The organism is Streptomyces sp. NPDC052043 (assembly GCF_044548235.1).
Taxonomy (GTDB): domain Bacteria; phylum Actinomycetota; class Actinomycetes; order Streptomycetales; family Streptomycetaceae; genus Streptomyces.
In genome coordinates, this window is the sequence record NZ_JBIUBT010000005.1 from 35,020 (window position 1) to 56,648 (window position 21,629).

The 21,629-nt window shown below is 73.3% G+C and carries 24 protein-coding genes; 14 read left to right on the top strand and 10 right to left on the bottom strand.

Annotated elements, in window-relative coordinates:
* Positions 1-69 precede the first annotated feature (69 nt).
* Both ACIHCX_RS14385 and ACIHCX_RS14390 read left to right on the top strand, forming a co-directional pair.
* Positions 70-1,074: an EamA family transporter gene (locus ACIHCX_RS14385; RefSeq protein WP_400029273.1), complete on the top strand. Its 1,005-nt coding sequence runs from the start codon at positions 70-72 to the stop codon at positions 1,072-1,074.
* Between the two features lie 181 nt (positions 1,075-1,255).
* Complete coding sequence (locus tag ACIHCX_RS14390; protein ID WP_400029274.1) at positions 1,256-2,206, top strand: DMT family transporter; 951 nt, start codon at positions 1,256-1,258, stop codon at positions 2,204-2,206.
* 80 nt (positions 2,207-2,286) lie between these two features.
* Here the strand turns inward: ACIHCX_RS14390 and ACIHCX_RS14395 are convergent, their stop codons facing one another.
* Positions 2,287-2,919 (bottom strand): FMN-binding negative transcriptional regulator, encoded by a 633-nt coding sequence (locus ACIHCX_RS14395; protein ID WP_400029275.1) that lies wholly within the window; start codon positions 2,917-2,919, stop codon positions 2,287-2,289.
* Entirely contained in the window at positions 2,919-3,602 is a 684-nt protein-coding gene (locus tag ACIHCX_RS14400) for a pyridoxamine 5'-phosphate oxidase family protein (RefSeq protein ID WP_400029276.1), read from the bottom strand. The genes ACIHCX_RS14395 and ACIHCX_RS14400 overlap by 1 nt, the downstream gene beginning before the upstream one ends.
* A 36-nt stretch (positions 3,603-3,638) precedes the next feature.
* On the opposite strand from ACIHCX_RS14400, the gene ACIHCX_RS14405 reads away from it, so the two are divergent.
* The gene (locus tag ACIHCX_RS14405) at positions 3,639-4,970 is read left to right on the top strand and encodes an aminotransferase class I/II-fold pyridoxal phosphate-dependent enzyme (protein WP_400029277.1); all 1,332 of its coding nucleotides are present in this window, start codon (positions 3,639-3,641) and stop codon (positions 4,968-4,970) included.
* 108 nt (positions 4,971-5,078) lie between these two features.
* Here ACIHCX_RS14405 and ACIHCX_RS14410 read toward each other — a convergent pair whose 3' ends face one another.
* Positions 5,079-6,119 carry a DMT family transporter gene (locus tag ACIHCX_RS14410; RefSeq protein WP_400029278.1) on the bottom strand — a complete coding sequence of 347 codons (1,041 nt, stop codon included), beginning with the start codon at positions 6,117-6,119 and terminating at the stop codon, positions 5,079-5,081.
* Positions 6,120-6,193: 74 nt separating this feature from the next.
* On the opposite strand from ACIHCX_RS14410, the gene ACIHCX_RS14415 reads away from it, so the two are divergent.
* Positions 6,194-7,096 carry a LysR family transcriptional regulator gene (locus ACIHCX_RS14415; RefSeq protein ID WP_400029279.1) on the top strand — a complete coding sequence of 301 codons (903 nt, stop codon included), beginning with the start codon at positions 6,194-6,196 and terminating at the stop codon, positions 7,094-7,096.
* Positions 7,097-7,125: 29 nt separating this feature from the next.
* Here ACIHCX_RS14415 and ACIHCX_RS14420 read toward each other — a convergent pair whose 3' ends face one another.
* The gene (locus ACIHCX_RS14420; RefSeq protein WP_400029280.1) at positions 7,126-7,611 is read right to left on the bottom strand and encodes a Rieske (2Fe-2S) protein; all 486 of its coding nucleotides are present in this window, start codon (positions 7,609-7,611) and stop codon (positions 7,126-7,128) included.
* 227 nt (positions 7,612-7,838) lie between these two features.
* Here ACIHCX_RS14420 and ACIHCX_RS14425 point away from each other — a divergent pair, with 227 nt between their 5' ends.
* From ACIHCX_RS14425 to ACIHCX_RS14455, 7 genes are all read left to right on the top strand, one after another.
* Entirely contained in the window at positions 7,839-8,603 is a 765-nt protein-coding gene (locus tag ACIHCX_RS14425; protein WP_400029281.1) for a HipA family kinase, read from the top strand.
* Complete coding sequence (locus tag ACIHCX_RS14430) at positions 8,600-9,049, top strand: DUF3037 domain-containing protein (RefSeq protein WP_400029282.1); 450 nt, start codon at positions 8,600-8,602, stop codon at positions 9,047-9,049. The genes ACIHCX_RS14425 and ACIHCX_RS14430 overlap by 4 nt, the downstream gene beginning before the upstream one ends.
* Before the next feature lie 133 nt (positions 9,050-9,182).
* Positions 9,183-9,944, top strand: coding sequence for a 3-oxoacyl-ACP reductase FabG (gene fabG, locus ACIHCX_RS14435; RefSeq protein ID WP_400029283.1), 762 nt, complete (start codon positions 9,183-9,185; stop codon positions 9,942-9,944).
* Between the two features lie 11 nt (positions 9,945-9,955).
* Positions 9,956-10,708 (top strand): SDR family oxidoreductase, encoded by a 753-nt coding sequence (locus ACIHCX_RS14440; RefSeq protein ID WP_400029284.1) that lies wholly within the window; start codon positions 9,956-9,958, stop codon positions 10,706-10,708.
* 243 nt (positions 10,709-10,951) lie between these two features.
* Entirely contained in the window at positions 10,952-12,529 is a 1,578-nt protein-coding gene (locus ACIHCX_RS14445) for an ABC transporter substrate-binding protein (protein ID WP_400029285.1), read from the top strand.
* A gap of 91 nt (positions 12,530-12,620) precedes the next feature.
* Entirely contained in the window at positions 12,621-13,304 is a 684-nt protein-coding gene (locus ACIHCX_RS14450) for a uracil-DNA glycosylase (protein ID WP_400029286.1), read from the top strand.
* An 82-nt stretch (positions 13,305-13,386) separates the two neighbouring features.
* Positions 13,387-13,905: a hypothetical protein gene (locus tag ACIHCX_RS14455; RefSeq protein ID WP_400029287.1), complete on the top strand. Its 519-nt coding sequence runs from the start codon at positions 13,387-13,389 to the stop codon at positions 13,903-13,905.
* A gap of 121 nt (positions 13,906-14,026) precedes the next feature.
* On the opposite strand, the gene ACIHCX_RS14460 is transcribed toward ACIHCX_RS14455, so the two are convergent.
* From ACIHCX_RS14460 to ACIHCX_RS14470, 3 genes are all read right to left on the bottom strand, one after another.
* Positions 14,027-14,509 (bottom strand): hypothetical protein, encoded by a 483-nt coding sequence (locus ACIHCX_RS14460; RefSeq protein ID WP_400029288.1) that lies wholly within the window; start codon positions 14,507-14,509, stop codon positions 14,027-14,029.
* Positions 14,510-14,635: 126 nt separating this feature from the next.
* On the bottom strand, positions 14,636-15,151 hold the full coding sequence (locus ACIHCX_RS14465) for a DinB family protein (RefSeq protein WP_400029289.1): 516 nt from the start codon (positions 15,149-15,151) through the stop codon (positions 14,636-14,638).
* A gap of 28 nt (positions 15,152-15,179) precedes the next feature.
* Complete coding sequence (locus tag ACIHCX_RS14470) at positions 15,180-15,788, bottom strand: TetR/AcrR family transcriptional regulator (RefSeq protein ID WP_400029290.1); 609 nt, start codon at positions 15,786-15,788, stop codon at positions 15,180-15,182.
* A 125-nt stretch (positions 15,789-15,913) separates the two neighbouring features.
* Between ACIHCX_RS14470 and ACIHCX_RS14475 the strand changes: the two genes are divergently transcribed.
* Together ACIHCX_RS14475 and ACIHCX_RS14480 are read left to right on the top strand one after the other, a co-directional pair.
* Positions 15,914-17,098, top strand: a complete 1,185-nt coding sequence (locus ACIHCX_RS14475; RefSeq protein ID WP_400029291.1) for an FAD-dependent oxidoreductase — start codon at positions 15,914-15,916, stop codon at positions 17,096-17,098.
* Between the two features lie 10 nt (positions 17,099-17,108).
* The gene (locus tag ACIHCX_RS14480; RefSeq protein ID WP_400029292.1) at positions 17,109-18,020 is read left to right on the top strand and encodes a Gfo/Idh/MocA family protein; all 912 of its coding nucleotides are present in this window, start codon (positions 17,109-17,111) and stop codon (positions 18,018-18,020) included.
* Here the strand turns inward: ACIHCX_RS14480 and lnt are convergent.
* A complete protein-coding gene (lnt, locus tag ACIHCX_RS14485) occupies positions 17,938-19,512 on the bottom strand; it encodes an apolipoprotein N-acyltransferase (RefSeq protein WP_400029293.1) in 1,575 nt (524 codons plus the stop codon). The genes ACIHCX_RS14480 and lnt overlap by 83 nt on opposite strands.
* A gap of 160 nt (positions 19,513-19,672) precedes the next feature.
* Here lnt and ACIHCX_RS14490 point away from each other — a divergent pair, with 160 nt between their 5' ends.
* Complete coding sequence (locus ACIHCX_RS14490) at positions 19,673-20,413, top strand: SDR family NAD(P)-dependent oxidoreductase (RefSeq protein WP_400029294.1); 741 nt, start codon at positions 19,673-19,675, stop codon at positions 20,411-20,413.
* A 65-nt stretch (positions 20,414-20,478) separates the two neighbouring features.
* On the opposite strand, the gene ACIHCX_RS14495 is transcribed toward ACIHCX_RS14490, so the two are convergent.
* Both ACIHCX_RS14495 and ACIHCX_RS14500 read right to left on the bottom strand, forming a co-directional pair.
* On the bottom strand, positions 20,479-20,658 hold the full coding sequence (locus ACIHCX_RS14495) for a hypothetical protein (protein ID WP_400029295.1): 180 nt from the start codon (positions 20,656-20,658) through the stop codon (positions 20,479-20,481).
* A gap of 120 nt (positions 20,659-20,778) precedes the next feature.
* Positions 20,779-21,567 carry a TVP38/TMEM64 family protein gene (locus tag ACIHCX_RS14500; RefSeq protein ID WP_400029296.1) on the bottom strand — a complete coding sequence of 263 codons (789 nt, stop codon included), beginning with the start codon at positions 21,565-21,567 and terminating at the stop codon, positions 20,779-20,781.
* Positions 21,568-21,629: the final 62 nt, after the last annotated feature.

A 21,629-nucleotide genomic window follows, 5' to 3' on the forward strand; every position in this document is an offset into this window, starting at 1 on the left:
TGATGCTCCCGTCCAGGCGATGAGACAGGTGCCATCGAAGATGACGCTCATGTCATCGCCTGTCATCATGTGCCGGTGCGTACGTCTCAGACCAGTCAGGGCCGTTCCGGCAAGGGTGTCGGGCTCGGTCTCGCACTCGTGTCCGCGGTCGCCTTCGGCGGCTCCGGTGTCGCGGCCAAGCCGCTGATCGAGGCGGGTCTCGATCCGCTGCACGTGGTGTGGCTGCGTGCCACCGGCGCGGCCCTGGTCATGCTGCCGCTCGCCGTACGCCACCGCGCGCTGCTGCGCAGCCGCCCGGCCCTGCTCTCCGGGTTCGGGCTGCTCGCCGTCGCCGGCGTCCAGGCCTGCTACTTCGCCGCGCTCTCCCGGATCCCCGTCGGGGTGGCCCTGCTCGTCGAGTACCTGGCGCCCGCCCTGGTGCTCGGCTGGGTCCGGTTCGTGCAGCGGCGGCCGGTCACCCGGGCCGCGGCCTTCGGCGTGGTCCTCGCGGCGGGCGGACTCGCCTGTGTCGTCGAGGTGTGGTCCGGCCTGAGCTTCGACGTCCTCGGACTGCTGCTCGCGCTCGGCGCGGCCTGCTGCCAGGTCGGCTACTTCGTGCTGTCCGACCAGGGCGGCGACGCGGGCGAGGCGGCTCCGAACCCGCTCGGTGTCATCGCCTACGGACTGCTGATCGGCGCCGCCGTCCTGACGGTCGTGGCCCGCCCCTGGACCATGGACTGGTCGGTGCTCGCGCACGGCGCGGACATGAACGGCACGTCGGTCCCGGCCATCGCCCTGCTGCTGTGGGTCGTCCTGGTCGCCACGGTCCTGGCGTACGTCACCGGGGTGGTCTCCGTACGGCGGCTCTCGCCGCAGGTCGCCGGAGTGGTGGCATGCCTGGAGGCGGTCATCGCGACCGTGCTGGCCTGGGTGCTCCTCGGCGAGCATCTCTCGGCCCCGCAGGTCGTCGGTGGCGCGGTCGTCCTGCTCGGCGCGTTCATCGCACAGTCCTCCACGCCCTCGAAGGGCTCGGCGGAGCCGGTGGCGAGCGGCGGTGCGGAAAGGGAGTTGTCGGCCCGGGGAACCGCGACCTAGAGTGCGGATCATGCATTCGGACGCACGCGTTCTTCCGCCTCCGGCCGCCTGAGGCGGGCCCTCCGGTGAGCGCGCCCGGCGGTGAGCCGGGCCGAACGGTGCTGCCCGCAGAGGAAGTCCGCGGGATCCCGACCGACGGGGTCCCGCCTCCCGAACTTCTGCACCTCTGCGGAGACGACTCATGTCCCATGCTTCTCCTGGCCTGCCCGTCGGGCGCGGCCTGCTCTACCTGATCGTCGCCGGTGCCGCCTGGGGCACCGCCGGCGCGGCCGCCTCGCTGGTCTACCGGACCAGCGACATCGGGCCGGTCACCCTGTCCTTCTGGCGCTGCGCCGTCGGCTTCATCCTGCTGCTCGCCGCGCGCCTGCCGCGCTCGCGGGTGCGGCAGGCCGTGCCGGTGCCGCTCGGCCGCAGGCTGCTGCGGTCCGGTGCCACCGGCGTCGGGCTCGCCGTGTTCCAGACGGCCTACTTCGCCGCGGTCGCGGCCACCGGGCTGGCCGTGGCGACCGTCGTGACCCTCGGCGCCGGGCCGGTCCTCATCGCGCTCGGCGCCCGCATGACGATGGGCGAACGGCTCGGCCGGGCCGGCCTGACCGCCCTCGCCGGGGCGCTGGCCGGTCTCGGGGTACTGGTGCTGGCCAGCGGCGGTGGCGCCGTGCGGCCGTGGGGCGTGCTGCTCGCCCTGTTCTCGGCGGCCGGCTACTGCGCGATGACGCTGCTCACCCGCTGGTGGGGCCGCGACGGCGGGGCCGACCACTCCGGCACGACCCTCGGGGCGTTCGCGGTCACCAGCCTGTGCCTGCTGCCGTTCGCGCTGGGGAAAGGGCTGGTGCCGCACACCGACGACCCCGTGCGGGTGCTGTGGCTCCTGGCGTACATCGCCTCGGTCCCGACGGCCCTCGCCTACGCGCTCTACTTCGCGGGCGCGGCCGTCGTGCGGTCGGCCACGGTCTCGGTGATCATGCTCCTCGAGCCGGTCAGCGCGGCGGTGCTGGCCGTCGCCCTGCTCGGCGAGCGGCTGACGGTGCCGACCCTCGTCGGCACCGCCCTGATGCTCGGCTCGGTCACCGGCCTCGCCCTGTCGGAGACACGCGGAGCCCGAACGAGGACAGAAGAACCGGCCCTTGCCTGACCCGCCACGCGGGCGTCCGGGGCGTTCCGGGCGGGGCGGGCCGTCCGGTCAGGTCGTGCTGCCGTGGGGCAGCCGTTGGTTCAGCCTGTGCTTCTGCGGAGCAGGTGTTCGCGGGCCGGCGCGTCGCGCGGTCCGTCCCGGTCCGCGAGGGCCGACGCGATACGGTCCTGGACCTGGGCGGACCGCTTGCCCGCGTACTTGAACTTGGCGCGCACACCGGTCACTTCCAGCCGCAGCCCGCGGATGCCGGACAGCAGGCGGCCGTACGGCGCCTCGCCCGCCGCCGCCCGTGCCGAGCCGCCCTCGGGCTGGAAGTGGCCCAGCTGCCGGTTCAGCAGTTCGGCCTTCTCCCGCGGATCGTCCACGACATGGGCGGTGCAGCGGAGCTGGACGGCGGCGTAGAAGCTGGTCGGGACGCCGTACTCGGGCGGGGTGTCCGGCTCGGCCTGCCAGGGGCCTGGGACGTACACGTAGTCGTCGACGACGCTCAGCAGCACCTGCGGGTTCGCCTCCAGTGCGGCCCACAGCGGGTTCGGGCGGGCCAGGTGGGTGACGGCCTCGCCGCACCCGGCGTCGTAGGCGAAGTGCAGCGGCTGGACGAAGGGCGGCTCGCCGGGCGGGCCGTTGACCGCCAGCTGGCCGAAGTCGTGGGAGGACAGCCACCGCTGCCACTCGGCGTCCTCGCGAGGCGCGTCCCAGGGGTGGATCAGCATCACAGCGCCGTGAGATAGCCGGGGACCGCGACGCCGGGGGCCAGGTCGCCGTCGGCGAGCGGGGTGCCGTACTCCCTGCGGACCGGGACCACCCCTGCCCAGTGCGGCAGGGAGAGGTCCTCGGGCTCGTCGTTCACGCCGCCGGTGCGCAGCTTGGCGGAGACCTCGTCCAGGTCCAGGCTGAGCACGGCGGTCGCGGCCAGCTCCTTGGTGTTGGCGGGGCGGGAGTCGGCCGACCGGCCCGGCACCACGTGGTCGACCAGCGCGTCCAGCGCCACGCGCTTCTCCTCGGGGTCGGTGACCTGGTGGGCGGTGCCGTGCACCACCACGGAGCGGTAGTTGATCGAGTGGTGGAAGGCGGAGCGGGCCAGCACCAGTCCGTCGACATGGGTGACCGTCAGACAGACCGGCAGCCCGGGGTCCGGCTTTCCGGCCATCCGCAGCGGACGCGAGCCCGTCGAACCGTGCACGTAGAGCCGCTCGCCGACCCGGGCGTACAGCGTCGGCAGCACCACGGGCCCGCCGTCGCGGACGAAGCCGAGGTGGCAGACGTAGCCCTCGTCGAGTATTGCGTGCACCAGATCCCTGTCGTACGACGCCCGGTCGGCGGAGCGGGTGGGGACGGTCCGGTCGGTCGGGGTGTAGGCGGCGGGCGGCGACGCCGGCGGCTGGGTCTCCTGCATTTGCGCTCTCCATTGCACTAGTGCATAATCAACTTTGTGCTAGGAGAGTATCGGATCGAGGGGCGCCGCGCAGCCGAGATCGCGGCGAGCGTCGAGCGCGCGGTGGGCGCCGGGGACCTGGAGCCAGGTCAACCGCTGCCGCCCATGCGGGAGTTGGCGGTCGAACTCGGGGTGAACCCCAACACCGTCGCCGCCGCGTACCGGACCCTGCGCGAGCGCGGGGTCATCGAGACCGCGGGGCGCCGCGGCAGCCGGGTGCGGTCCGCGCCCGCCACGACCGAGCGGGACCGGGTTCGCGTGGACGTGCCCGAGGGCGTGCGGGACCTGTCGAGCGGCAACCCGGATCCGGCGCTGCTGCCGCCGCTGGCACCCGCGTTCGCGGCGGCCGCCGCGCTGGCCGACCGTGAGCCTGTGCTCTACGGGGACGTGGCCGTGGAGCCGGAGCTGGCCCGCATCGCCCGTGCCGGGCTCGACGCCGACGGGGTGCCGGACGGTCCGCTCACGGTCCTCTCCGGTTCGCTCGACGGGGTGGAGCGCGTCCTCGCCGCCCATCTCCGGCCCGGTGACACCGTCGCCGTCGAGGACCCCGGGTGGGGTCGCACCCTCGACCTCGTCCCCGCGCTCGGACTGCGCACGGCGCCGGTGGGTGTCGACGACGAGGGCCCTCGCGCCGACGACGTCCACCGGGCCCTCGCGGGCGGCGCCCGCGCACTGATCGTCACGGCCCGGGCGCAGAACCCGACCGGCGCCGCGGTGAGCGCCACGCGCGCGCGTGCCCTGCGGGCCGTCCTGCGGGAGCATCCGGAGGCGCTGCTGATCGAGGACGACCACGGCCACGGCATCGTGGACCTGCCCCCGCATCCGCTCGCCGGCGCCACCCGGCACTGGGCCTTCCTGCGCTCGGTCGCCAAGGCGTACGGCCCCGACCTACGGCTCGCCGTGCTCACCGGGGACGAGACCACGGTCGACCGGGTGCGCGGCCGGCAGCGCCTCGGACCCGGGTGGGTCAGCCGCCTGCTCCAGCGCGCCGTGGTGCGGCTGTGGGCGGACGGGACGCTGGACTCGCGCGCGGTGGCCGCGGCCTACCGGCGGCGGCGCGATCGGTTGGCCGGCGCGCTGACCGACCGCGGTATTCCGGCCCACGGGCGCAGCGGCATGAACGTGTGGGTGCCCGTACCGGACGAGACCGGCGTCGTCGCGAGCCTGCTGCACGCCGGCTGGGCCGTCGCCCCCGGCGCCCGCTTCCGGCTCGCCGCCCCGCCCGGCATCCGGATCACCGTCTCCACCCTGCGGGACGAGGAGACCGAGCGGCTCGCGGACGCGGTCGCGGCGTCCCTGCGCCCGTCGCCGCCTCGCAGTTACGTCTGAGGCCTGCCCGATCGTTCCCGCCGGGCGTCGCGAGCCCGGCGGGAACGGGGGACAGGCCCTGGGTACTCGGGTCGGTCGTGCCCCGGGGCGATCCCGGGGTGTCTGCCGCTACGCCGTCGTGGCCGGCTCGGGGCGGGACGGGGGCTCGGGGGCCTTCGGGGCGTCGGCGGGTGTCCGGTCGGGCCGGGGTGTGACGGGCCCGGCGGACGTGCCGCGGCTCTTCGGGCGGACCTGGGTCAGGGCCGCGCCCGCCAGGACGATCACCGCGCCGACCGGGGTCGACCAGCTGAGGCTCTCACCGAGCACGGCGACGCCGGCGGCGGTGGCGATCACCGGGACGAAGTACGTGACCATCTGGGCCGTGGTCGGCCCGACCTCCGCGACCAGGCCGTACTGGACGAGCATCGCGACGCCGGTGCCCAAGGCGCCCAGGGCGGCGATCGCGAGCAGCGGCATGACGGGCAGATGGTCGGGAGCGCTGGTGAACAACGGTGTGACGACGGCCAGTTGCACCGTGGCCAGCAGCAGCTGTCCGCCGGTCAGCGACAGGTGGGACTCGGCGGAACCCGCCAGGGTGCGCCGGACGTGGATCCAGCCGACCGGGTAGCTCAGCGAGGCCAGCAGCGCCATCGCCGTGCCGCGGGCGTCCAGTCCGTGGAAGCCCTGCCAGGCACCGAGCACCGTCAGCACACCGAGGAAGCCCAGGCCGAGGCCCGCCACCCGGAGCCGGGTCGGACGGTCCTCGGAGAGGGCGACGAGCGACAGTGCCATGCCCCACAGTGGCGAGGTCGCGTTGCAGATCCCGGCGAGGGTGGAGGGGATCGTCAGCTCCGAGTACGCGAAGAGCGAGAACGGCAGCGCGTTGAGGAAGAACGCCGCGACGGCCAGATGCCCCCAGGTCCGCGCGCCGCGCGGCAGCCGCTCCCGCTTCACCGCCATCGCCGTGGCGAGCACCGCCGTGCCGAACACCAGCCGCCCGAGCGTCACCTGGAACGGGGCGAAGCCGTCCGTGCCCACCTTCATGAACAGGAAGCTGAAGCCCCAGACCAGCGACAGGAAGGCGAAACGGATCCGCCAGTGCACAGGACGGCGGGCCGGTCGGGCCGGACCGGGCTTGGACTGCGGGGAGGAGGGCGAGGTGCTGCTCATGGTCGTACGATGCACGCCCGCGACCGCGTAGCACAATCGAGAATTAGCGTGCGATATCTCGTAGTATCGCTTACATGTTGAATCTGGAGCGCCTGCGCACGCTGGACGCCCTCGCGCGGCACGGCTCGGTCAGCGGTGCCGCGGAGGGGATGCACGTGACGACGTCGGCCGTCTCCCAGCAGATGGCCAAGCTGGAGCGGGAGGTGGGCCAGCAGCTCCTCGCCAAGAACGGCCGGGGGGTACGGCTCACGGACGCCGGACGGCTGCTCGCCGAGCACGCGACGCGCATCCTGTCGCAGGTCGAGCTCGCCCAGGCCGATCTGGAGGCGCAGCGCGGACAGGTGGTCGGCGAGCTGCGGCTCGGTGCCTTCCCCACCGCCGCGCGCGGGCTGTTCCCTGCCGCCCTGTCCCGCCTGCGCGAGAGGCATCCGGGCCTGCGGGTCCGCACCGCGGAGATGGAGCCGGCCGCTGCCGTACGCGCCGTACTGCGCGGTGACGTGGACCTGTCCGTCGTGCTCGACTGGTACAACAAGCCGCTGCCGGTGCCGGACGGGCTCACCCGGGCCGCGATCCTCGACGACCCCGCCGATGTGGCGGTGCCCGCCGCCCACCGCCACGCCGACCGCGCCGAGGTCGACCTGGAGGACTTCGCGGACGACGACTGGGTCGCCTGGGGCGAGGCGGAGTTCTGCGACGAATGGCTCCTGGACACCCTGCGCTCCAAGGGCGTCGAACCACGCATCGCCCACCGTGCCGAGGAACACGCCACCCAGCTCGCCCTGGTCGCCGCCGGCCTCGGCGTGTGCGTGGCGCCCCGGCTCGGGCGCGGGCCGCTGCCCGCCGGGGTGCGGACCGTCCCGGTGCGGCAGGTGGTGCGGCGGCACGTCTACGCCGTCTGGCGTGCCGACGCCGACCGCCGGCCCTCCATCCGCGCGGCCGTCGACGCCCTGCGCACGGTGGGCGCGCGGATCGCCTGAGCACCGTCAAAGTCCGGTGCCGTCGGGTGTCAGGCGAGCCTGATCTCGCCGTCCGCGACCGAGATGTCCTTGGCGGGCAGCGGCTTCAGGGCGGGACCCTTCCTGACGCTGCCGTCGGCGGCGGAGAACTCGCTCTGGTGGCACGGGCAGACGATCACGCCGTCGGCTATCCGGTTCACCGCGCAGCCCTGATGGGTGCAGGCGGAGGAGAACGCCTTGAACTCGCCCTGCGTGGGCTGCGTGACGACCACGCCCTGGCTGCCGAAGACCTTGCCGCCGCCCTCGGGGATGTCGGAGGTCTTCGCGAGCACGGTGCCGCCGGAACCCGCCGAGGCGCCGTCACCGCCCGAACCGCCGGTCGTGCCGGGCCCGTTCTGGGCGGTGGACGCACCGGAGGCGGACTTGTCGTCCGATCCGCAGGCGGTCAGCGCGGCGGCGAGCCCCGCCGCGCTCGCCGCCGCCACCACCGTGCGGCGGGCCGGCGCCCCCTGGGGTCGAAGCGATTCACTGGTCATGCCGACGTTCCCCTTTGCTCGCGGTTCCTTGCGGTTCCTGGCGGATCCTCGGATTCCTTGCGGTTCCTCGGGGGTCCCACGCAGGTCCGCGCGGGTCCGCACAGGGTTCCTGGTCCGCCCAGGGGTACGGGCGGCGGGCATCCGGTGTTCAGTTCGGTCCGGACCCCGATCGGCGGGGGAGCCGACCGACCGCGGAACGCACGGCACCGCACCGGTAAAGTGGGGCGGTGCTCAAGGACGTCATCGCGACCCGCTACATCACTCCGCTGCGCGAGGGCGGCTCGCTGCCGGGGCTCGTCGAGGCCGACGACTTCGGGACGTACGTCCTGAAGTTCACCGGCGCCGGGCAGGGCCGCAAGACGCTTGTCGCCGAGGTGGTCTGCGGGGAACTCGCCCGCCGGCTGGGACTGCGGGTGCCCGGTCTGGTCACCGTCGACCTCGATCCGGTGCTGGGCCTCGGCGAACCCGACGAACAGGTGCAGGAACTGCTCAGGTCCAGCGGCGGCACCAACCTCGGCATGGACTTCCTCTCCGGAGCGCTCGGCTTCGACCCGCTCGCCTTCCCGGTGGACGCCGAGGAGGCCGGACGGATCGTCTGGTTCGACGCGCTGGTGAACAACGTCGACCGCTCCTGGCGCAACCCCAACCTGCTCAGATGGCGCGGCGAGCTGTGGCTGATCGACCACGGCGCCACGATGATCTGGCACCACAACTGGCCCGGCGCGCAGGCCTTCGCGGGCCGGCCGTACGACGCCTCGGACCACGTCCTCGCGCCCTTCGGCCCGGACGTCGCCGCCGCCGCGCGGCGGCTGGCGCCCCTGGTCACCGAGGATCTGCTCGCCGAGGTGACCGCCGAGGTCCCGGACGCCTGGCTGACCGGCGAGCCCGGCTTCGACACGCCCGACGACCTGCGGCGGGCCTACGCACGACCGCTGCTCGCACGGGCCGCCGTGATCCACGAGCGCATCCACGGCATCGAGGAGGCCCAGTGAGCGAGCGTCATCTCGCCGGAGGCGGCCGGGCGGGCGACCGCCACATCGTCCGGGCCGGCCGGACGGACGACCGCGAGGTCTTCGAGTACGCCCTGCTGCGCGTCGTCCCGCGCGTCGAGCGCGGCGAGTGCATCAACGCGGGCGTACTCGTCTACAGCCGCGCCCGGGCCTACGTCGGCGCCCGCACCCACCTGGACGAGTCCCGGCTGCTGGCGCTGGACCCGGACGCGGACGTCGCGGGCGTCCGTGCCGCGCTCGCCGCGGTCGAGAACGTGTGCGCCGGGGGAGCGGCGGCCGGGCAGGCCGCGGGCGACGACGCCGGGCGGCGCTTCCGCTGGCTGGTCGCGCCCCGCTCCACCGTCGTCCAGCCCGGTCCGGTGCACACCGGACTGACCACCGATCCGGCCGCGGAGGCGGAGCGGTTGCTGGACCTCCTGGTGAGGTAATGGATCACATGCACCCGGTGGGCCGTTGACACCGGGTGCCACGCCTTCTAGCGTCGCATCCACCCAAGGTACTAAGCGGTTGCTCACCGTCTCACCGTAAGTCAGGTTCTCTCAAGGGCGAGGAGAAGCAGCAATGTCCAGCACTGAGCAGCGGGTCGCCGTCGTCACCGGTGCCGCGCGCGGCATCGGCGCCGCCACCGCCGTACGACTGGCCGCCGAGGGGCGCGCGGTCGCCGTGATCGACCTCGACGAGTCCGCCTGCAAGGACACCGTGGAGAAGATCACCGCGGCCGGTGGCACCGCCATCGCGGTCGGCGCCGACGTCTCGGACGAGGCACAGGTCGAGGCGGCCCTCGCGCGGGTCGTCGAGGAACTCGGCGCGCCCACCATCCTGGTCAACAACGCGGGTGTGCTCCGCGACAACCTGCTGTTCAAGATGAGCGTCTCGGACTGGGACACCGTCATGAACGTCCATCTGCGCGGCTCCTTCCTGATGAGCCGTGCGTGTCAGAAGCACATGGTGGACGCCGGTTTCGGCCGGATCGTCAACCTCTCCTCGTCCTCGGCGCTGGGCAATCGCGGTCAGGTCAACTACTCGGCGGCCAAGGCCGGTCTGCAGGGCTTCACCAAGACCCTCGCCAAGGAGCTCGGCAAGTTCGGCATCACCGCCAACTCCGTCGCCCCGGGCTTCATCGCCACCGAGATGACCAAGGCCACCGCGGAACGCGTCGGCATGGGCTTCGAGGACTTCAAGGCGGTGGCCGCCACCCAGATCCCGGTGCAGCGCGTCGGCGAGCCGGAGGACATCGCCAACGCCATCGCCTTCTTCACCGGCGACGCGGCCGGTTTCGTCTCCGGCCAGGTGCTGTACGTGGCCGGCGGGCCGCTCGACTAGGGATCACGGACATGACTGAACTCTCCGGCAAGGTCGCCCTCGTCACCGGCGCGAGTCGCGGCATCGGATACGGCATCGCCGAGGCGCTGGTCGCCCGGGGAGACCGGGTGTGCATCACCGGCCGCAACGAGGACGCCCTGAAGGAGGCCGCGGACCGGCTCGGCTCCGACCGGGTCCTCGCGGTCGCGGGCAAGGCCCACGACGAGGCCCACCAGGCCGAGGCGGTCGCACGCGTCATGGAGGCGTTCGGCCGCGTGGACTTCCTGGTCAACAACGCCGGCACCAACCCGGTGTTCGGGCCGATCGCCGACCTCGACCTGAACGTGGTGCGCAAGGTCTTCGAGACCAACGTCGTCTCCGCGCTCGGCTTCGCCCAGCGCACCTGGCACGCCTGGCAGAAGGACAACGGCGGCGCGATCGTGAACATCGCCTCGGTCGCGGGCCTATCGGCCTCGCCGTTCGTCGGCGCCTACGGCGTCAGCAAGGCGGCGATGATCAACCTGACCCAGCAACTGGCGCACGAGTTCGCGCCGAGTGTGCGGGTCAACGCGATCGCGCCGGCCGTGGTGAAGACCCGGTTCGCCAAGGCGTTGTACGAGGGCCGGGAGGAGGAGGCGGCCGCCTCCTACCCGCTGAGGCGGCTCGGTGTGCCCTCCGACGTCGGCGGCGCGGCGGCGTTCCTCACCTCCGCGCAGTCCGACTGGATCACCGGGCAGACGCTCGTCGTCGACGGCGGCATCTTCCTCAACGCCGGGGTGGGTTGACGCGCCGAAAGGTCCGGGCGCCGGGCCCGTCCTTTCGTCGACATACGGTTTCGTCGACGTTCCGTGGGCGGAATCGGCGCCCATGCCGACCGACCGCTCGCGCACCGCGGGATGACGACGCCGGGATGACAACGTCGTCGTGCTCCGCACCGATCAAGAGCCCCTTCCGAAGCAGGTTCACCGGGCGGGGCTCTGCGGTATGGTCTGCCGACCCCTTGGTATGGCAGATCGAGGAGCGTGCGCGTGTTCAACCGGAACCGATGCCTGCGGCCGGCGGTGGCGACCGCGGCCTTATCCCTGGTGGCCGGCTGCGGGGTCTTCTCCCACGGCGACTCGAATGGCGAGGGGCCGATCTTCGTCGGGACCACGAGCGCCCCCAGCACCCTGGACCCGGCTGCCTCCTGGGACGGTTCCTGGGAGCTCTTCCGGAACATCTACCAGACGCTGCTGGCCTACCCGAACGGCGCGACCACGCCCCAGCCGGACGCCGCGGAGCGCTGCGAGTTCACCGACAGCAGCTACCAGACCTACCGCTGCCGGCTGCGCCCGGACATGAAGTTCGCCGACGGGCACGCGCTGGACGCGCGCGCCGTCAAGTACTCGATCGACCGGATCAGGACCATCGACGTGGCCGGCGGCCCGGCGGGGCTGCTCGGCAGCCTGGACCAGGTGCAGGTGGCCGGCGACCGGGACGTGGTCTTCAGGCTGAACAAGTCCGACGCGACCTTCCCGTTCGTGCTGGCCACGCCGGCCATGTCGATCGTGGACCCCAACGACTACCCCGAGCGCTCGCTGCGCAAGGGCAACGAGGTCGACGGGTCCGGGCCGTACTCCCTGAAGGCGTACGAGGAGGGGAAGAAGGCGGAACTGGTCAGGAACGACCACTACCAGGGGTTCGCCGAGCGAAGAAACGACGCGGTGACCATACGCTACTTCCAGGACTCCGCCTCCATGGTCAAGGCGCTGCGGGACAAGCAGATCGACGTCACCTACCGGGGCCTGGGCGCCGACGACATCATCTCCCTCCAGCGCAAGGACACCAAGGACCTCCAGCTCGTCGAGGGCGCCGGCACCGACATCAGCTACCTGGTGTTCAACCCGAAGGACCCCTGGTCCGCCAAGCTCGCCGTGCGCCAGGCCGTCGCCCAGGTCGTCGACCGCGCGGCCATCGCGCACAACGTCTACGAGGACACCGTCGACCCGCTGTACTCCATGGTCCCCAAGGGCCTCACGGGCCACACCACGGGGTTCTTCGACGACTTCGGCGACCCCAGCGTCGCCAAGGCCCGCAGGATCCTCACCGACGCGGGCATCACCGAGAAGGTCCCGCTCACCTTCTGGTACACCACCGACCGTTACGGCTCGGAGACGGCCAAGGAGTTCCAGGAGCTCAAGCGGCAGCTCGACGGCTCCGGCCTGTTCACGATCACCCTGAAGAGCCGGCCCTGGAAGACGTACGTCGTGGGCTACCAGAAGGGCGAGTACCCGGTGTTCGGGCGCGGCTGGTTCCCGGACTTCCCCGACGCCGACAACTTCATCGCCCCGTTCGTGGGTGACCAGAACGCGCTCGGCACGCCCTACCCGGCGCCGCAGATCACCAAGGTGCTGCTGCCCGAGTCCCGCCGCGAGGCCGACCGCGCGAACGTGGTCAAGCAGTTCGAGCGGGCGCAGCAGATCCTGGTGAACGACGCGCGGCTGCTGCCGCTGTGGCAGGGCAAGGTGTATGTGGGCGCCAGCAACGACATCTCCGGCGGCGAGCGGGCGCTCGACCCGTCGACGATCATGATGATGTGGGAGCTGTCCCGGAAGACCAGCTGGTAGGCGGGGCGTTCTTCGGGGTGTGAGCCCGTTGTCAGTGGTCGCCTGTAGGTTCTGGGACCTGGAAGTGACCGCACATCGTGAGGACGTTGACGTGACCGACACCGCCATGCTGCCCGAGTCCTGGCGCGGGGTTCTGGGCGACGAACTGCAGCAGCCCTACTTCAAGGAGCTGACCGAGTTCGTCGAGGAGGAGCGGGCGAAGGGCCCCGTCCATCCGCCGCGCGAGGAGGTCTTCGCCGCGCTGGACGCCACGCCGTACGACAAGGTGAAGGTCCTGATCCTCGGTCAGGACCCCTACCACGGCGAGGGCCAGGGCCACGGACTGTGCTTCTCGGTGCGCCCCGGGGTGAAGGTCCCGCCGTCGCTGCGCAACATCTACAAGGAGATGCACCAGGAGCTGGGCACGCCGGTGCCGGACAACGGCTACCTGATGCCCTGGGCCCGGCAGGGCGTGCTCCTGCTGAACGCGGTGCTCACGGTGCGCGGCGGTGAGGCCAACTCCCACAAGGGCCGGGGCTGGGAGCGGTTCACCGACGCGGTGATCCGCGCCGTGGCGGGCCGGCCCGACCCCGCGGTCTTCGTCCTGTGGGGCAACTACGCGCAGAAGAAGCTCCCGCTGATCGACGAGTCCCGGCATGTGGTGATCAAGGGGGCGCACCCCTCGCCGCTGTCGGCGAAGAAGTTCTTCGGGTCCCGTCCGTTCACGCAGATCAACGGGGCGGTGGCGCAGCAGGGGCACGAGCCGATCGACTGGCGGATCCCGAACCTGGGGTGACGTGGGCGCGGGGGCGCCGCATCGGCGGTCGGCGCGGTTAGCGTCGTAGACGTCGGTCGGGGACGGGCCTGGAGGGCGTGCGGTGGTGGAGCGAGCGGAGCAGGCGTCGTCGGACGCCGTGATGACGCGGATCGGGCAGGGCGTCCTGCTGCATCACGCCGGGGACCGCGAGGAGGCCCGGGGCCGCTTCCTGGCCCTGTGGGGGGAGATCGGCGAGGACGGCGATCCGCTGCACCGCTGCACGCTGGCCCACTACATGGCCGACACCCAGGACGACCCCGCGGACGAGCTGGCCTGGGACCTCAGGGCGCTCTCGGCGGCCGAGGAGCTCACGGGCGACCGGCTCGCCGAGCACGGGGGCACGCCCGCGGCCCGCGCCCTGTACCCGTCCCTGCATCTCAACCTCGCCGCCGACTACGCGCGACTCGACCACCGCGAGGCGGCCCGGGACCACCTCCACCACGCCCGCACCGCGGCGGACGCCCTCGCCCGCGACCGCTACGGCGACGGGGTCCGCTCGGCCATCCAGCGCCTCGCGCTGCGGCTGGGGGAGGGCGGGTCCGACCCGGGGCCGGGGGGCCCGCCGCGGCAGCGCTCGTAGGACGGGCCGCCGGGGCCGGGGCCGCGGCCCCGGCTGTCGCGCGACGGTCGGTGCGGGACTGCGCCGGGCCCGAGGTGCGCCCGAGGCGCGCCCGAAGGTGTGGGAGCCGGGCGGTCGTGTCTCAGCGGTGGTACGTCTGGCGGCAGATCCGGGTTTCCGGGCTGTCCGGTTTCCAGCCGCCGTACTTCCTGCCGAGGGCACACAGGTCCGCGTTCGGCGGCAGGGCGTGGTGGGCGCCGGGGGGCTGGGCACGCGGCGGGTACGCGGGCCGTGGGTGCCGGGGCGCCGCGTGCGCCGGGGGCCGGTCGGGGGAGTGTGCCGGCGACGGGGGCTGCGCCTTGTCGGGCGGGGCCGGTGCGGACGGCTCCCGGCTCGGTGTCGCCGGGGCGGGGGAGTGGCGCGGGTCGCCGATGCGCTCCAGGGCCTCGCGGGCGGGCGCCTGCACGGCCGGGTGCCCGGCGCTGCCGTCCGGGCGCGTACCCGAGACCGGGGTGGTGGCCGCCGCCGGGCCGGGTGCCGGCGGCCGCTGGACCGTGACACAGCCGGAGAGGGCCGAGACGGCCACGGAGACCAGGAGCGTTGCGGTGGTCGTCGTACGATGCACGCGTGCAACTCTGCTCGGTGCTGACCGTGATCGGCCCGCGGTCGGGCGGAGGATGCCACGGACGGGTGATCCTGGGCCCCGTAAGGGGTGTGCCACCGCACCCGCGGCTGACGCCGGGCGCCGGCCTCAGTCCCCGGTCGCTCCGTCGATCCGCTCGCGCAGCAGGTCGGCGTGCCCGTTGTGCCGGGCGTACTCCTCGATCATGTGGGTGTAGATCCACCGCAGGCTGAACGGTTCGTCGGTGTGCCTGCTCTTGCGCTGCGACAGCTCGTCCAGGCCGAGGCCCGCGGCGTTGCGGCGGGCGGTCTCGATCTCGGACTGCCAGGTGGCGTACGCCTCCGCCCAGGTGTCCGCCTCGGTGACGTGGAAGTCGCCGTCCGGGTCCTGCTCGTCGAAGTAGATCGGTCCGGGGTCGTCCATCAGGAGCACATTGCGGAACCAGTGCCTCTCCACCTCGGCCATGTGCCGCACCAGACCCATCAGGGTCAGCTCGGACGGCTTCGCGGACGCGATCCGCAACTGCTCGTCGGTCAGGCCCTCGCACTTCTGCGCCAGCGTCTGCCGGTGGTAGTCGAGCCAGCCTTCCAGCATGGCGCGTTCGGAGGCGTTCTGGGCGGGCTCTTGCCGTCGCTCGGTCGTCATGCCCCGATCCTGGCCCACACCCGGCCCGTCACACCAAGGGTTTTCCGGTGCCGAACATCCCCTCCAGCAGTTCCCGCAGCCCCGCCCGCAGCTCCTCCAGTTCCGGCACCTGGGCATGGAACGACCCCGCCACGCAGGAGTACATGAGCCCGTCCGCCCAGGCGACCAGCGACAGCACGTGCCGCTCCGGGGCGGTCGAGCCCATCGCCATGACCAGCGCTTCGAGCTGGTCGCGGAAACGGGCGCCCGCCGCGTCGAAGTAGGAGCGCAGTTCCGGTCGGCGGGTGGCCTCCAGGGCCAGTTCGTAGCGGGCGAGCGTCAGGGCCCGGTTGCGGGTCAACGCGCGGTGGGTGGCCAGCGCCAGTCCCTCCACCAGCGAGTCGAGACCCCCGGTTCGCGGGTCCGGCATCTCGTGCAGCGCCAGCACCCGCGCCTCCCGCTCGGCCAGCCGCCGCACCGCCAGTTCCAGCAGGGCCTGCCGGGTGCGGGCGAGGTTCGACGTCGAGCCCTGTGGCAACCCGGCCCTCTCGTCGACCGCCCGGTGCGTCAGCCCGCGCATCCCGCGCTCGGCGAGCAGGGCGAGCGCGGTGTCGGCGACGAGATCGGCGCGCTGAGCGCTCTCGGGACGTGCGGGCATGGAGATCAACCTACCCGGCGACTACACCCGTAGTGCGGGCGCACTACATCCGTAGTATCGTCGAGTCGCCTGGTTCACTACAGGTGTAGTTCCACTGGTGCGGTCCCACTGTGCAGGAGGAAGCCATGCCCCAGCAGCCACGCGCCGTCGTCATCGGCGGCGGCATCGCAGGACTCACCGCCGCCGCGGCCCTGCACCGGACGGGCCGGCGGGTCACCGTGCTGGAACGGGCCCCCTCCCTGGAGCCCGTCGGCGCCGCCATCTCGCTCTCCCCGAACGCCCTGCGCGCCCTGGACGTCCTCGGCGTCGGCGACCGGATCCGCGATCTCGCCGCCTGGCAGGGCGAGGGCGGACTGCGCACCCCGTCCGGCCGCTGGATCACCAGGACGGACGCCGCCGCGGCGGCCGAGCGGTTCGGCGGCCCCCTCGTCCTGCTGCACCGCGCCACCCTGATCGACACCCTGGCCGCTCTGCTCCCGCCCGGCACCGTCCGTACGGCCGCCGACGCGCGCCTCGCCGACCCCGGGGACGACCGCCGCCCGGCCCGCGTGAGCACCCCCGCCGGCGAACTGGAGGCCGACCTCGTGGTGGCCGCCGACGGAGTCCACTCCGCCGTGCGCCGCACGCTGTTCCCCGCCCACCCCGGGGCCGTCTACGCCGGGTTCACCACCTGGCGGGTCGTGATCCCCGTGCCCGGCGCCGAGTTCGCCTCCCACGAGACATGGGGCAGGGGCTGCCTGTGGGGCACGCACCCGCTCAAGGACGGCAGGGTCTACGCGTACGCCGCCGCCGTCACGCCCGCCGGACAGCGCGCGGCCGACGACGAGCAGGCCGAACTGCTGCGCCGCTTCGGCCACTGGCACGACCCGGTCCCCGCGGTCATCGCCGCCGCCCGCCCCGAGGACGTGCTGCGCCACGACGTCCACCACATCGCCCAGCCGCTGCCCGCCCACCACCGCGGCCGGACCGTGCTCGTCGGCGACGCCGCGCACGCCATGCCGCCGAACCTCGGGCAGGGCGGCAACCAGGCCATCGAGGACGCCGTCGTCCTCGCCCACCACGCCGACGACCTCGCCGCCCACACCGCGGCCAGGCTGCCCCGCACGACCGCGATCGCCCGCCAGGCCGTCCTGGCCGCACGGCTCAACCTGATGCGCAACCGCGCGGGGATCGCCCTGCGCGACAACGCGATCGCCGCGCTGTCCAGGATCCGCCCGGACCTGCTCCTGCGCGGATTCGACGGCATCGCCGACTGGCGGCCCCCGCAGCCCCCGTATGCTGCCGTGCAGTCAGGCACGGCACAGCGGTGAAGGAGCCCAGGTGAAGGTCGGCTGCATCGGACTCGGCGACATCGCGCGGAAGGCGTACCTGCCGGTGCTCGGCACCCAATCCGGGGTCGACCTGCACCTCCAGACCCGGACGCCCGAAACGCTCCAGCGGGTCGCCGACAGCCTGCACCTGCCCGCGCGGCAGCGCCACGCCGACCTGGACTCCCTGCTCGCCCAGGGCCTCGACGCCGCCTTCGTGCACGCCCCCACCGCGGTCCACCCGCAGATCGTCACCCGGCTCCTGGAGGCGGGTGTGCCGACGTACGTCGACAAGCCGCTCGCCTACGAACTCGCCGACTCCGCACGCCTGGTCGGGCTCGCCGAGGAGCGGAACGTCTCGCTCATGGTGGGCTTCAACCGGCGCCACGCACCCGGCTACGCGCAGTGCGCCGACCACCCCCGCGAGCTGATCCTGATGCAGAAGAACCGCATCGGACTGCCCGAGGAACCGCGCACGATGATCCTCGACGACTTCATCCACGTCGTGGACACCCTGCGGTTCCTGGTGCCGGGCGAGGTCGACGACGTCACCGTACGCGCGCGGGTGCGTGAGGGACTGCTGCACCACGTGGTGCTGCAACTCGCCGGGGACGGATTCACCGCGCTCGGCGTGATGAACCGGCTCAGCGGTTCGACCGAGGAGATCCTCGAGGTCTCCGGGCAGGACACGAAGCGGCAGGTGGTCAACCTCGCCGAGACCGTCGACCACAAGGGCCAGCCGACCGTGCGCCGGCGCGGCGACTGGGTGCCCGTCGCCCGGCAGCGCGGTATCGAGCAGGCCGTGCTGCTCTTCCTCGACGCCGTGCGCGCCGGGACGGTGCTCAGCGCCCGTGACGCGCTGGAGACCCACGAACTGTGCGAACGGGTGGTGCGGACGGTGCTGGAGCGCTCCGGCGCCGCCTGAGCGCCCGCAGGCCCTCCGTCGCGCCCAGCACGCCCAGCACCAGCAGCGCGGCGTGCGTCGGCCAGTCGCCGAAGCGGACGTACAGGGTGGCACCGTGCGCGGTCGGCACGTCGTACACGCGCGCGGTGCTCGCGTCCGTGCCGAGCCAGGAGCCGACGCGCTGTCCGCTCGGGCCGTACGCGGCGGACACACCGGTCAGCGTGGCGTGCATCATGGGCCGCCCGGTCTCGGCGGCGCGCAGCGCGGCCAGCGAGGCGTGCTGCTCGGGGGCCCAGCTGTTCTGGAAGGTCGAGGTCGAGGACTGCGCGACCAGCACCTCGGCGCCGTCCCGCGCGAGGTTCCGGCTCATGTCCGGGAACGCCGTCTCGAAGCAGATCATCGGGCCGATGCGCAGGCCGTGGCCGACGTCCATCACGACCTGCTCGGTGCCCCTCCTGCGGTCCACGCTCGCGGCCCTGCCCACCGAGGTGGCCCAGCCGAGCAGGGGCCGGGCCGGTATGTACTCGCCGAACGGGACGAGCCGCATCTTGTCGTAGCGGGCGCCGGTCGGGCCGTTCGGGCCGACGAGGATCGCGCTCTTGTAGATGCCGGGCCGGTCGGCGCGCCGGGCGTCCACGTTGACCAGCACGTCGGCGCCGGTCGCCCGGGACAGGGCCGCGATCCGCCGCGCCAGGTCCGGCCGCCGGCTCAGGTCGAAGCCGACGCTGCTCTCACCCCAGACGACCAGGTCGACGTGGTGCCCCACCAGGTGCCGGGTGAGCTGCTCCTCCCTGTCGAAGCGCCGCTGCCCGCTCTCGTTGCCGGCCACGATGCCCGGCTGGACGACGGCGATCCGCACATGCCCGTCGACGTCGGGGCGCGGCGCCCACAGCCACACCGCGGAGGTCGCCACGGCGGTGGCCGCGAGCCAGGCCGTCGCGGGCACCCAGGACGCGCGGACCGCGACGAGCAGGGCGACGGCGACGTTGACGGCCACCACGAGGAAGCTCAGCAGCCACACCCCGCCCACCGAGGCCAGCCGCAGCGCCGGGGCCACCTGCCACTGGCTGGAGCCCAGCATGCCCCACGGCCCGCCCAGCCCCTGCCACGACCGGACGAGCTCGATCACCAGCCACGCCGACGGCAGGACGACGAGGGCCGCCGCGCTCCGCCCCGGCGAGGGCGCCCCCGCCAGGAAGCGTCGCACCAGCCGGCCCCAGGGCGCCCACAAAAGGCCCAGCAGCGCCGCGAGCACCACGGTGAACACGTTCAGGTTGGGAAACAGCCAGTGGAAGACGGCCAGCATGAACCCCAGCCCGCCGAACCAGCCGTCGTACGCCGCCCGCCTCCCGGTCGGAGCGGAGCGGACCAGCAGGATCCACGGGACCAGGGCGACGTAGGCGAACCACCACAGTGACGGTGCGGGGAACGCGAACACGAACAGGGCACCCGAGAACGCGGCAAGCACCGAACGCCGCCACGGGGAGGCGAGCCACCGGTCGAACGTCCTCATACGGCGCCCTCCTACCCCCGCTGATGGCTCCAGTGTGCGCGCCACGGAAGATCCCGCCCAGAGGGCCTCCACGGGGCCGGAGCTCGTGCCCCACACGGGGACGTCGGCGGTCCTAGGATGATCACAAAGGCTGTGGCAGCTCAGGGCTCGGGAGGTCCGGATGAAGCGTCTCGTGACAGTCGTCACCGGTGGTGGCCGAGGCATCGGGGCCGCGATCTGCCGGCGGCTGGCGGCCGAAGGGCACGACGTGGTCGTGGGGTACGTCGACGACACCGAGGCCGCCGAGGCGGTGGCCGACGAGGTGCTCGAGGCCGGGGCGCGCGGGGTGACCGTGCGGCTGGACACCTCGGTGCAGGCGGACGTCGAGCGGCTCTTCGCCACGGCGGAGGAGCGGCTCGGACCGGTGACCGGTCTGGTGAACAACGCCGGAGTGAGCGGACCGCTGGGCCGGCTCGCCGACACCGACACCGCCGACCTGCGGCGCGTCGTGGACGTCAACCTCCTGGGCACCCTGCTGTGTTCGCGCCGCGCGGCCCAGCTGATGGCGCCCCGCAAGAACGGCGTGATCGTGAACGTGTCGTCCGCGGCGGCCACCCTCGGCAGCCCCGGGGAGTTCGTCCACTACGCCGCGACGAAGGCCGCCGTGGACGCCCTCACCCTGGGCTTGGCCAAGGAACTCGGCCCGGACGGCATCCGCGTCAACGCGGTCGCGCCCGGCATGATCGACACCCAGATGCACGCGGCGATGGGCGACCCGGACCGGGCGCGGCGGGCGGCCGGAGGCATCCCGCTGGGCCGGGCGGGCCGGGCGGACGAGGTCGCCGCCGCGGTCGCGTGGCTGATGTCGCCGGACGCCTCCTACACGACGGGAGCGGTGCTGCGGGTGTCGGGCGGACGCTGAGCCGGGACCAGGCCGCCGGACGGCCGGATCACGTCGGCGCGGCGACCGCCCGCGGACCGGGGACGTCAGGCGGCCGCGATGAGTTCGTCCCTCATCGCGGTGGCCCACTCGACCACCAGCACCTCGTACGCCGCGCGCTCCTGGGCGGACAGGGACCCGCCCGAGCGCAGCCACAGCGACCGGATCTGCTCGTTCAGCTCGGCGGCGGACCGCACGGAACCAGGGGCCACTGCATCGGGGAACATGGCGACAGCCTAGGGGCAAGGACTGACACTGCGCTACCGGACGGCTACAGCAGCCGTATGGGCTCGGTCACCCTCGGCCGTCCCGGCCGGCCCACCGGTACGCGTACGCGTGCGGTGCCGTCAGCGGCGCCGCAGGTGGTGGCGCTTGCGCCAGGCGACCGCCGTGCCCAGCAGGGCCGGTACCGCGATGCAGGCCATCGCCAGGAGGAAGGCCGGAGAGGTCGGTGCGGAGGCCCGGGCACCGGCGACGGCGTAGGCGGCGGTGTTGGGGATCGAACCGAGGGCCGTGGCGAGGAGGAACGTCGTCCAGCCCATGCGGGAGACGGCGGCGCAGTAGTTGGCGGCCCAGAACGGCACCCCGGGGAAGAGCCGGGCCGCCATCATCGAACGGAAGCCGTGCCGGCTGAGCTGCCCGTCCGCCGCCTTGAGCAGCCGGCCGCGCAGCAGCGGGCGCAGCGCGTCCTGGCCCAGCACACGGCCGAGCGCGAAGGCCGCCCCGGCGCCCAGCACCGTACCGGCCAGCGCCGTCGCCAGTCCCAGCTGCGAGCCGAACAGCGCGCCCGCGGCCAGGTTCAGCAGGGGCCGTGGCACGAACGCCACCGTGCACAGGCCGTACGCCGCGGCGAACACCACCGCCGCGGCGGCCCCGTCCAGATGCGGCGGCCAGCCGCGCGCGAGCAGCCTCTGCGGCTCGAAGAGCAGCACGGACGCTCCGGCCGCCGTGAGCAGGACGAGCAGCAGGGAGAGCCGTGCCCAGGGCGACAGCAGCACTCCCGCCCGGCGGGTGGGACGGACGGACGCGGCGACCGGGACCGGCGGAGCCGCGGGGACGGCGACGGCCGGCTCGGTGGCGGCGGCCCGGGGAGAGGCCGCGGCGGTGCCCCCAGAGCGGGTGGTGGCATCGAGCATTCGGTGACATTAGCGGACGGATACGAGTGATCGCCGCAGGGCCCGGCTCACGAGAGTGCCGC

Bases quoted from the DNA above. Each gene is read 5' to 3' on its own strand.
- ACIHCX_RS14390 (WP_400029274.1), top strand. From the start codon at position 1,256: ATGTCCCATGCTTCTCCTGGCCTGCCCGTCGGGCGCGGCCTGCTCTAC.
- ACIHCX_RS14415 (WP_400029279.1), top strand. From the start codon at position 6,194: ATGTTGAATCTGGAGCGCCTGCGCACGCTGGACGCCCTCGCGCGGCAC.
- ACIHCX_RS14470 (WP_400029290.1), bottom strand. From the start codon at position 15,788: ATGCCCGCACGTCCCGAGAGCGCTCAGCGCGCCGATCTCGTCGCCGAC.
- ACIHCX_RS14420 (WP_400029280.1), bottom strand. From the start codon at position 7,611: ATGACCAGTGAATCGCTTCGACCCCAGGGGGCGCCGGCCCGCCGCACG.
- ACIHCX_RS14475 (WP_400029291.1), top strand. From the start codon at position 15,914: ATGCCCCAGCAGCCACGCGCCGTCGTCATCGGCGGCGGCATCGCAGGA.
- ACIHCX_RS14490 (WP_400029294.1), top strand. From the start codon at position 19,673: ATGAAGCGTCTCGTGACAGTCGTCACCGGTGGTGGCCGAGGCATCGGG.
- ACIHCX_RS14395 (WP_400029275.1), bottom strand. From the start codon at position 2,919: ATGCTGATCCACCCCTGGGACGCGCCTCGCGAGGACGCCGAGTGGCAG.
- ACIHCX_RS14410 (WP_400029278.1), bottom strand. From the start codon at position 6,119: ATGAGCAGCACCTCGCCCTCCTCCCCGCAGTCCAAGCCCGGTCCGGCC.
- ACIHCX_RS14495 (WP_400029295.1), bottom strand. From the start codon at position 20,658: ATGTTCCCCGATGCAGTGGCCCCTGGTTCCGTGCGGTCCGCCGCCGAG.
- ACIHCX_RS14400 (WP_400029276.1), bottom strand. From the start codon at position 3,602: ATGCAGGAGACCCAGCCGCCGGCGTCGCCGCCCGCCGCCTACACCCCG.
- ACIHCX_RS14440 (WP_400029284.1), top strand. From the start codon at position 9,956: ATGACTGAACTCTCCGGCAAGGTCGCCCTCGTCACCGGCGCGAGTCGC.
- fabG (WP_400029283.1), top strand. From the start codon at position 9,183: ATGTCCAGCACTGAGCAGCGGGTCGCCGTCGTCACCGGTGCCGCGCGC.
- ACIHCX_RS14500 (WP_400029296.1), bottom strand. From the start codon at position 21,567: ATGCTCGATGCCACCACCCGCTCTGGGGGCACCGCCGCGGCCTCTCCC.
- ACIHCX_RS14465 (WP_400029289.1), bottom strand. From the start codon at position 15,151: ATGACGACCGAGCGACGGCAAGAGCCCGCCCAGAACGCCTCCGAACGC.
- lnt (WP_400029293.1), bottom strand. From the start codon at position 19,512: ATGAGGACGTTCGACCGGTGGCTCGCCTCCCCGTGGCGGCGTTCGGTG.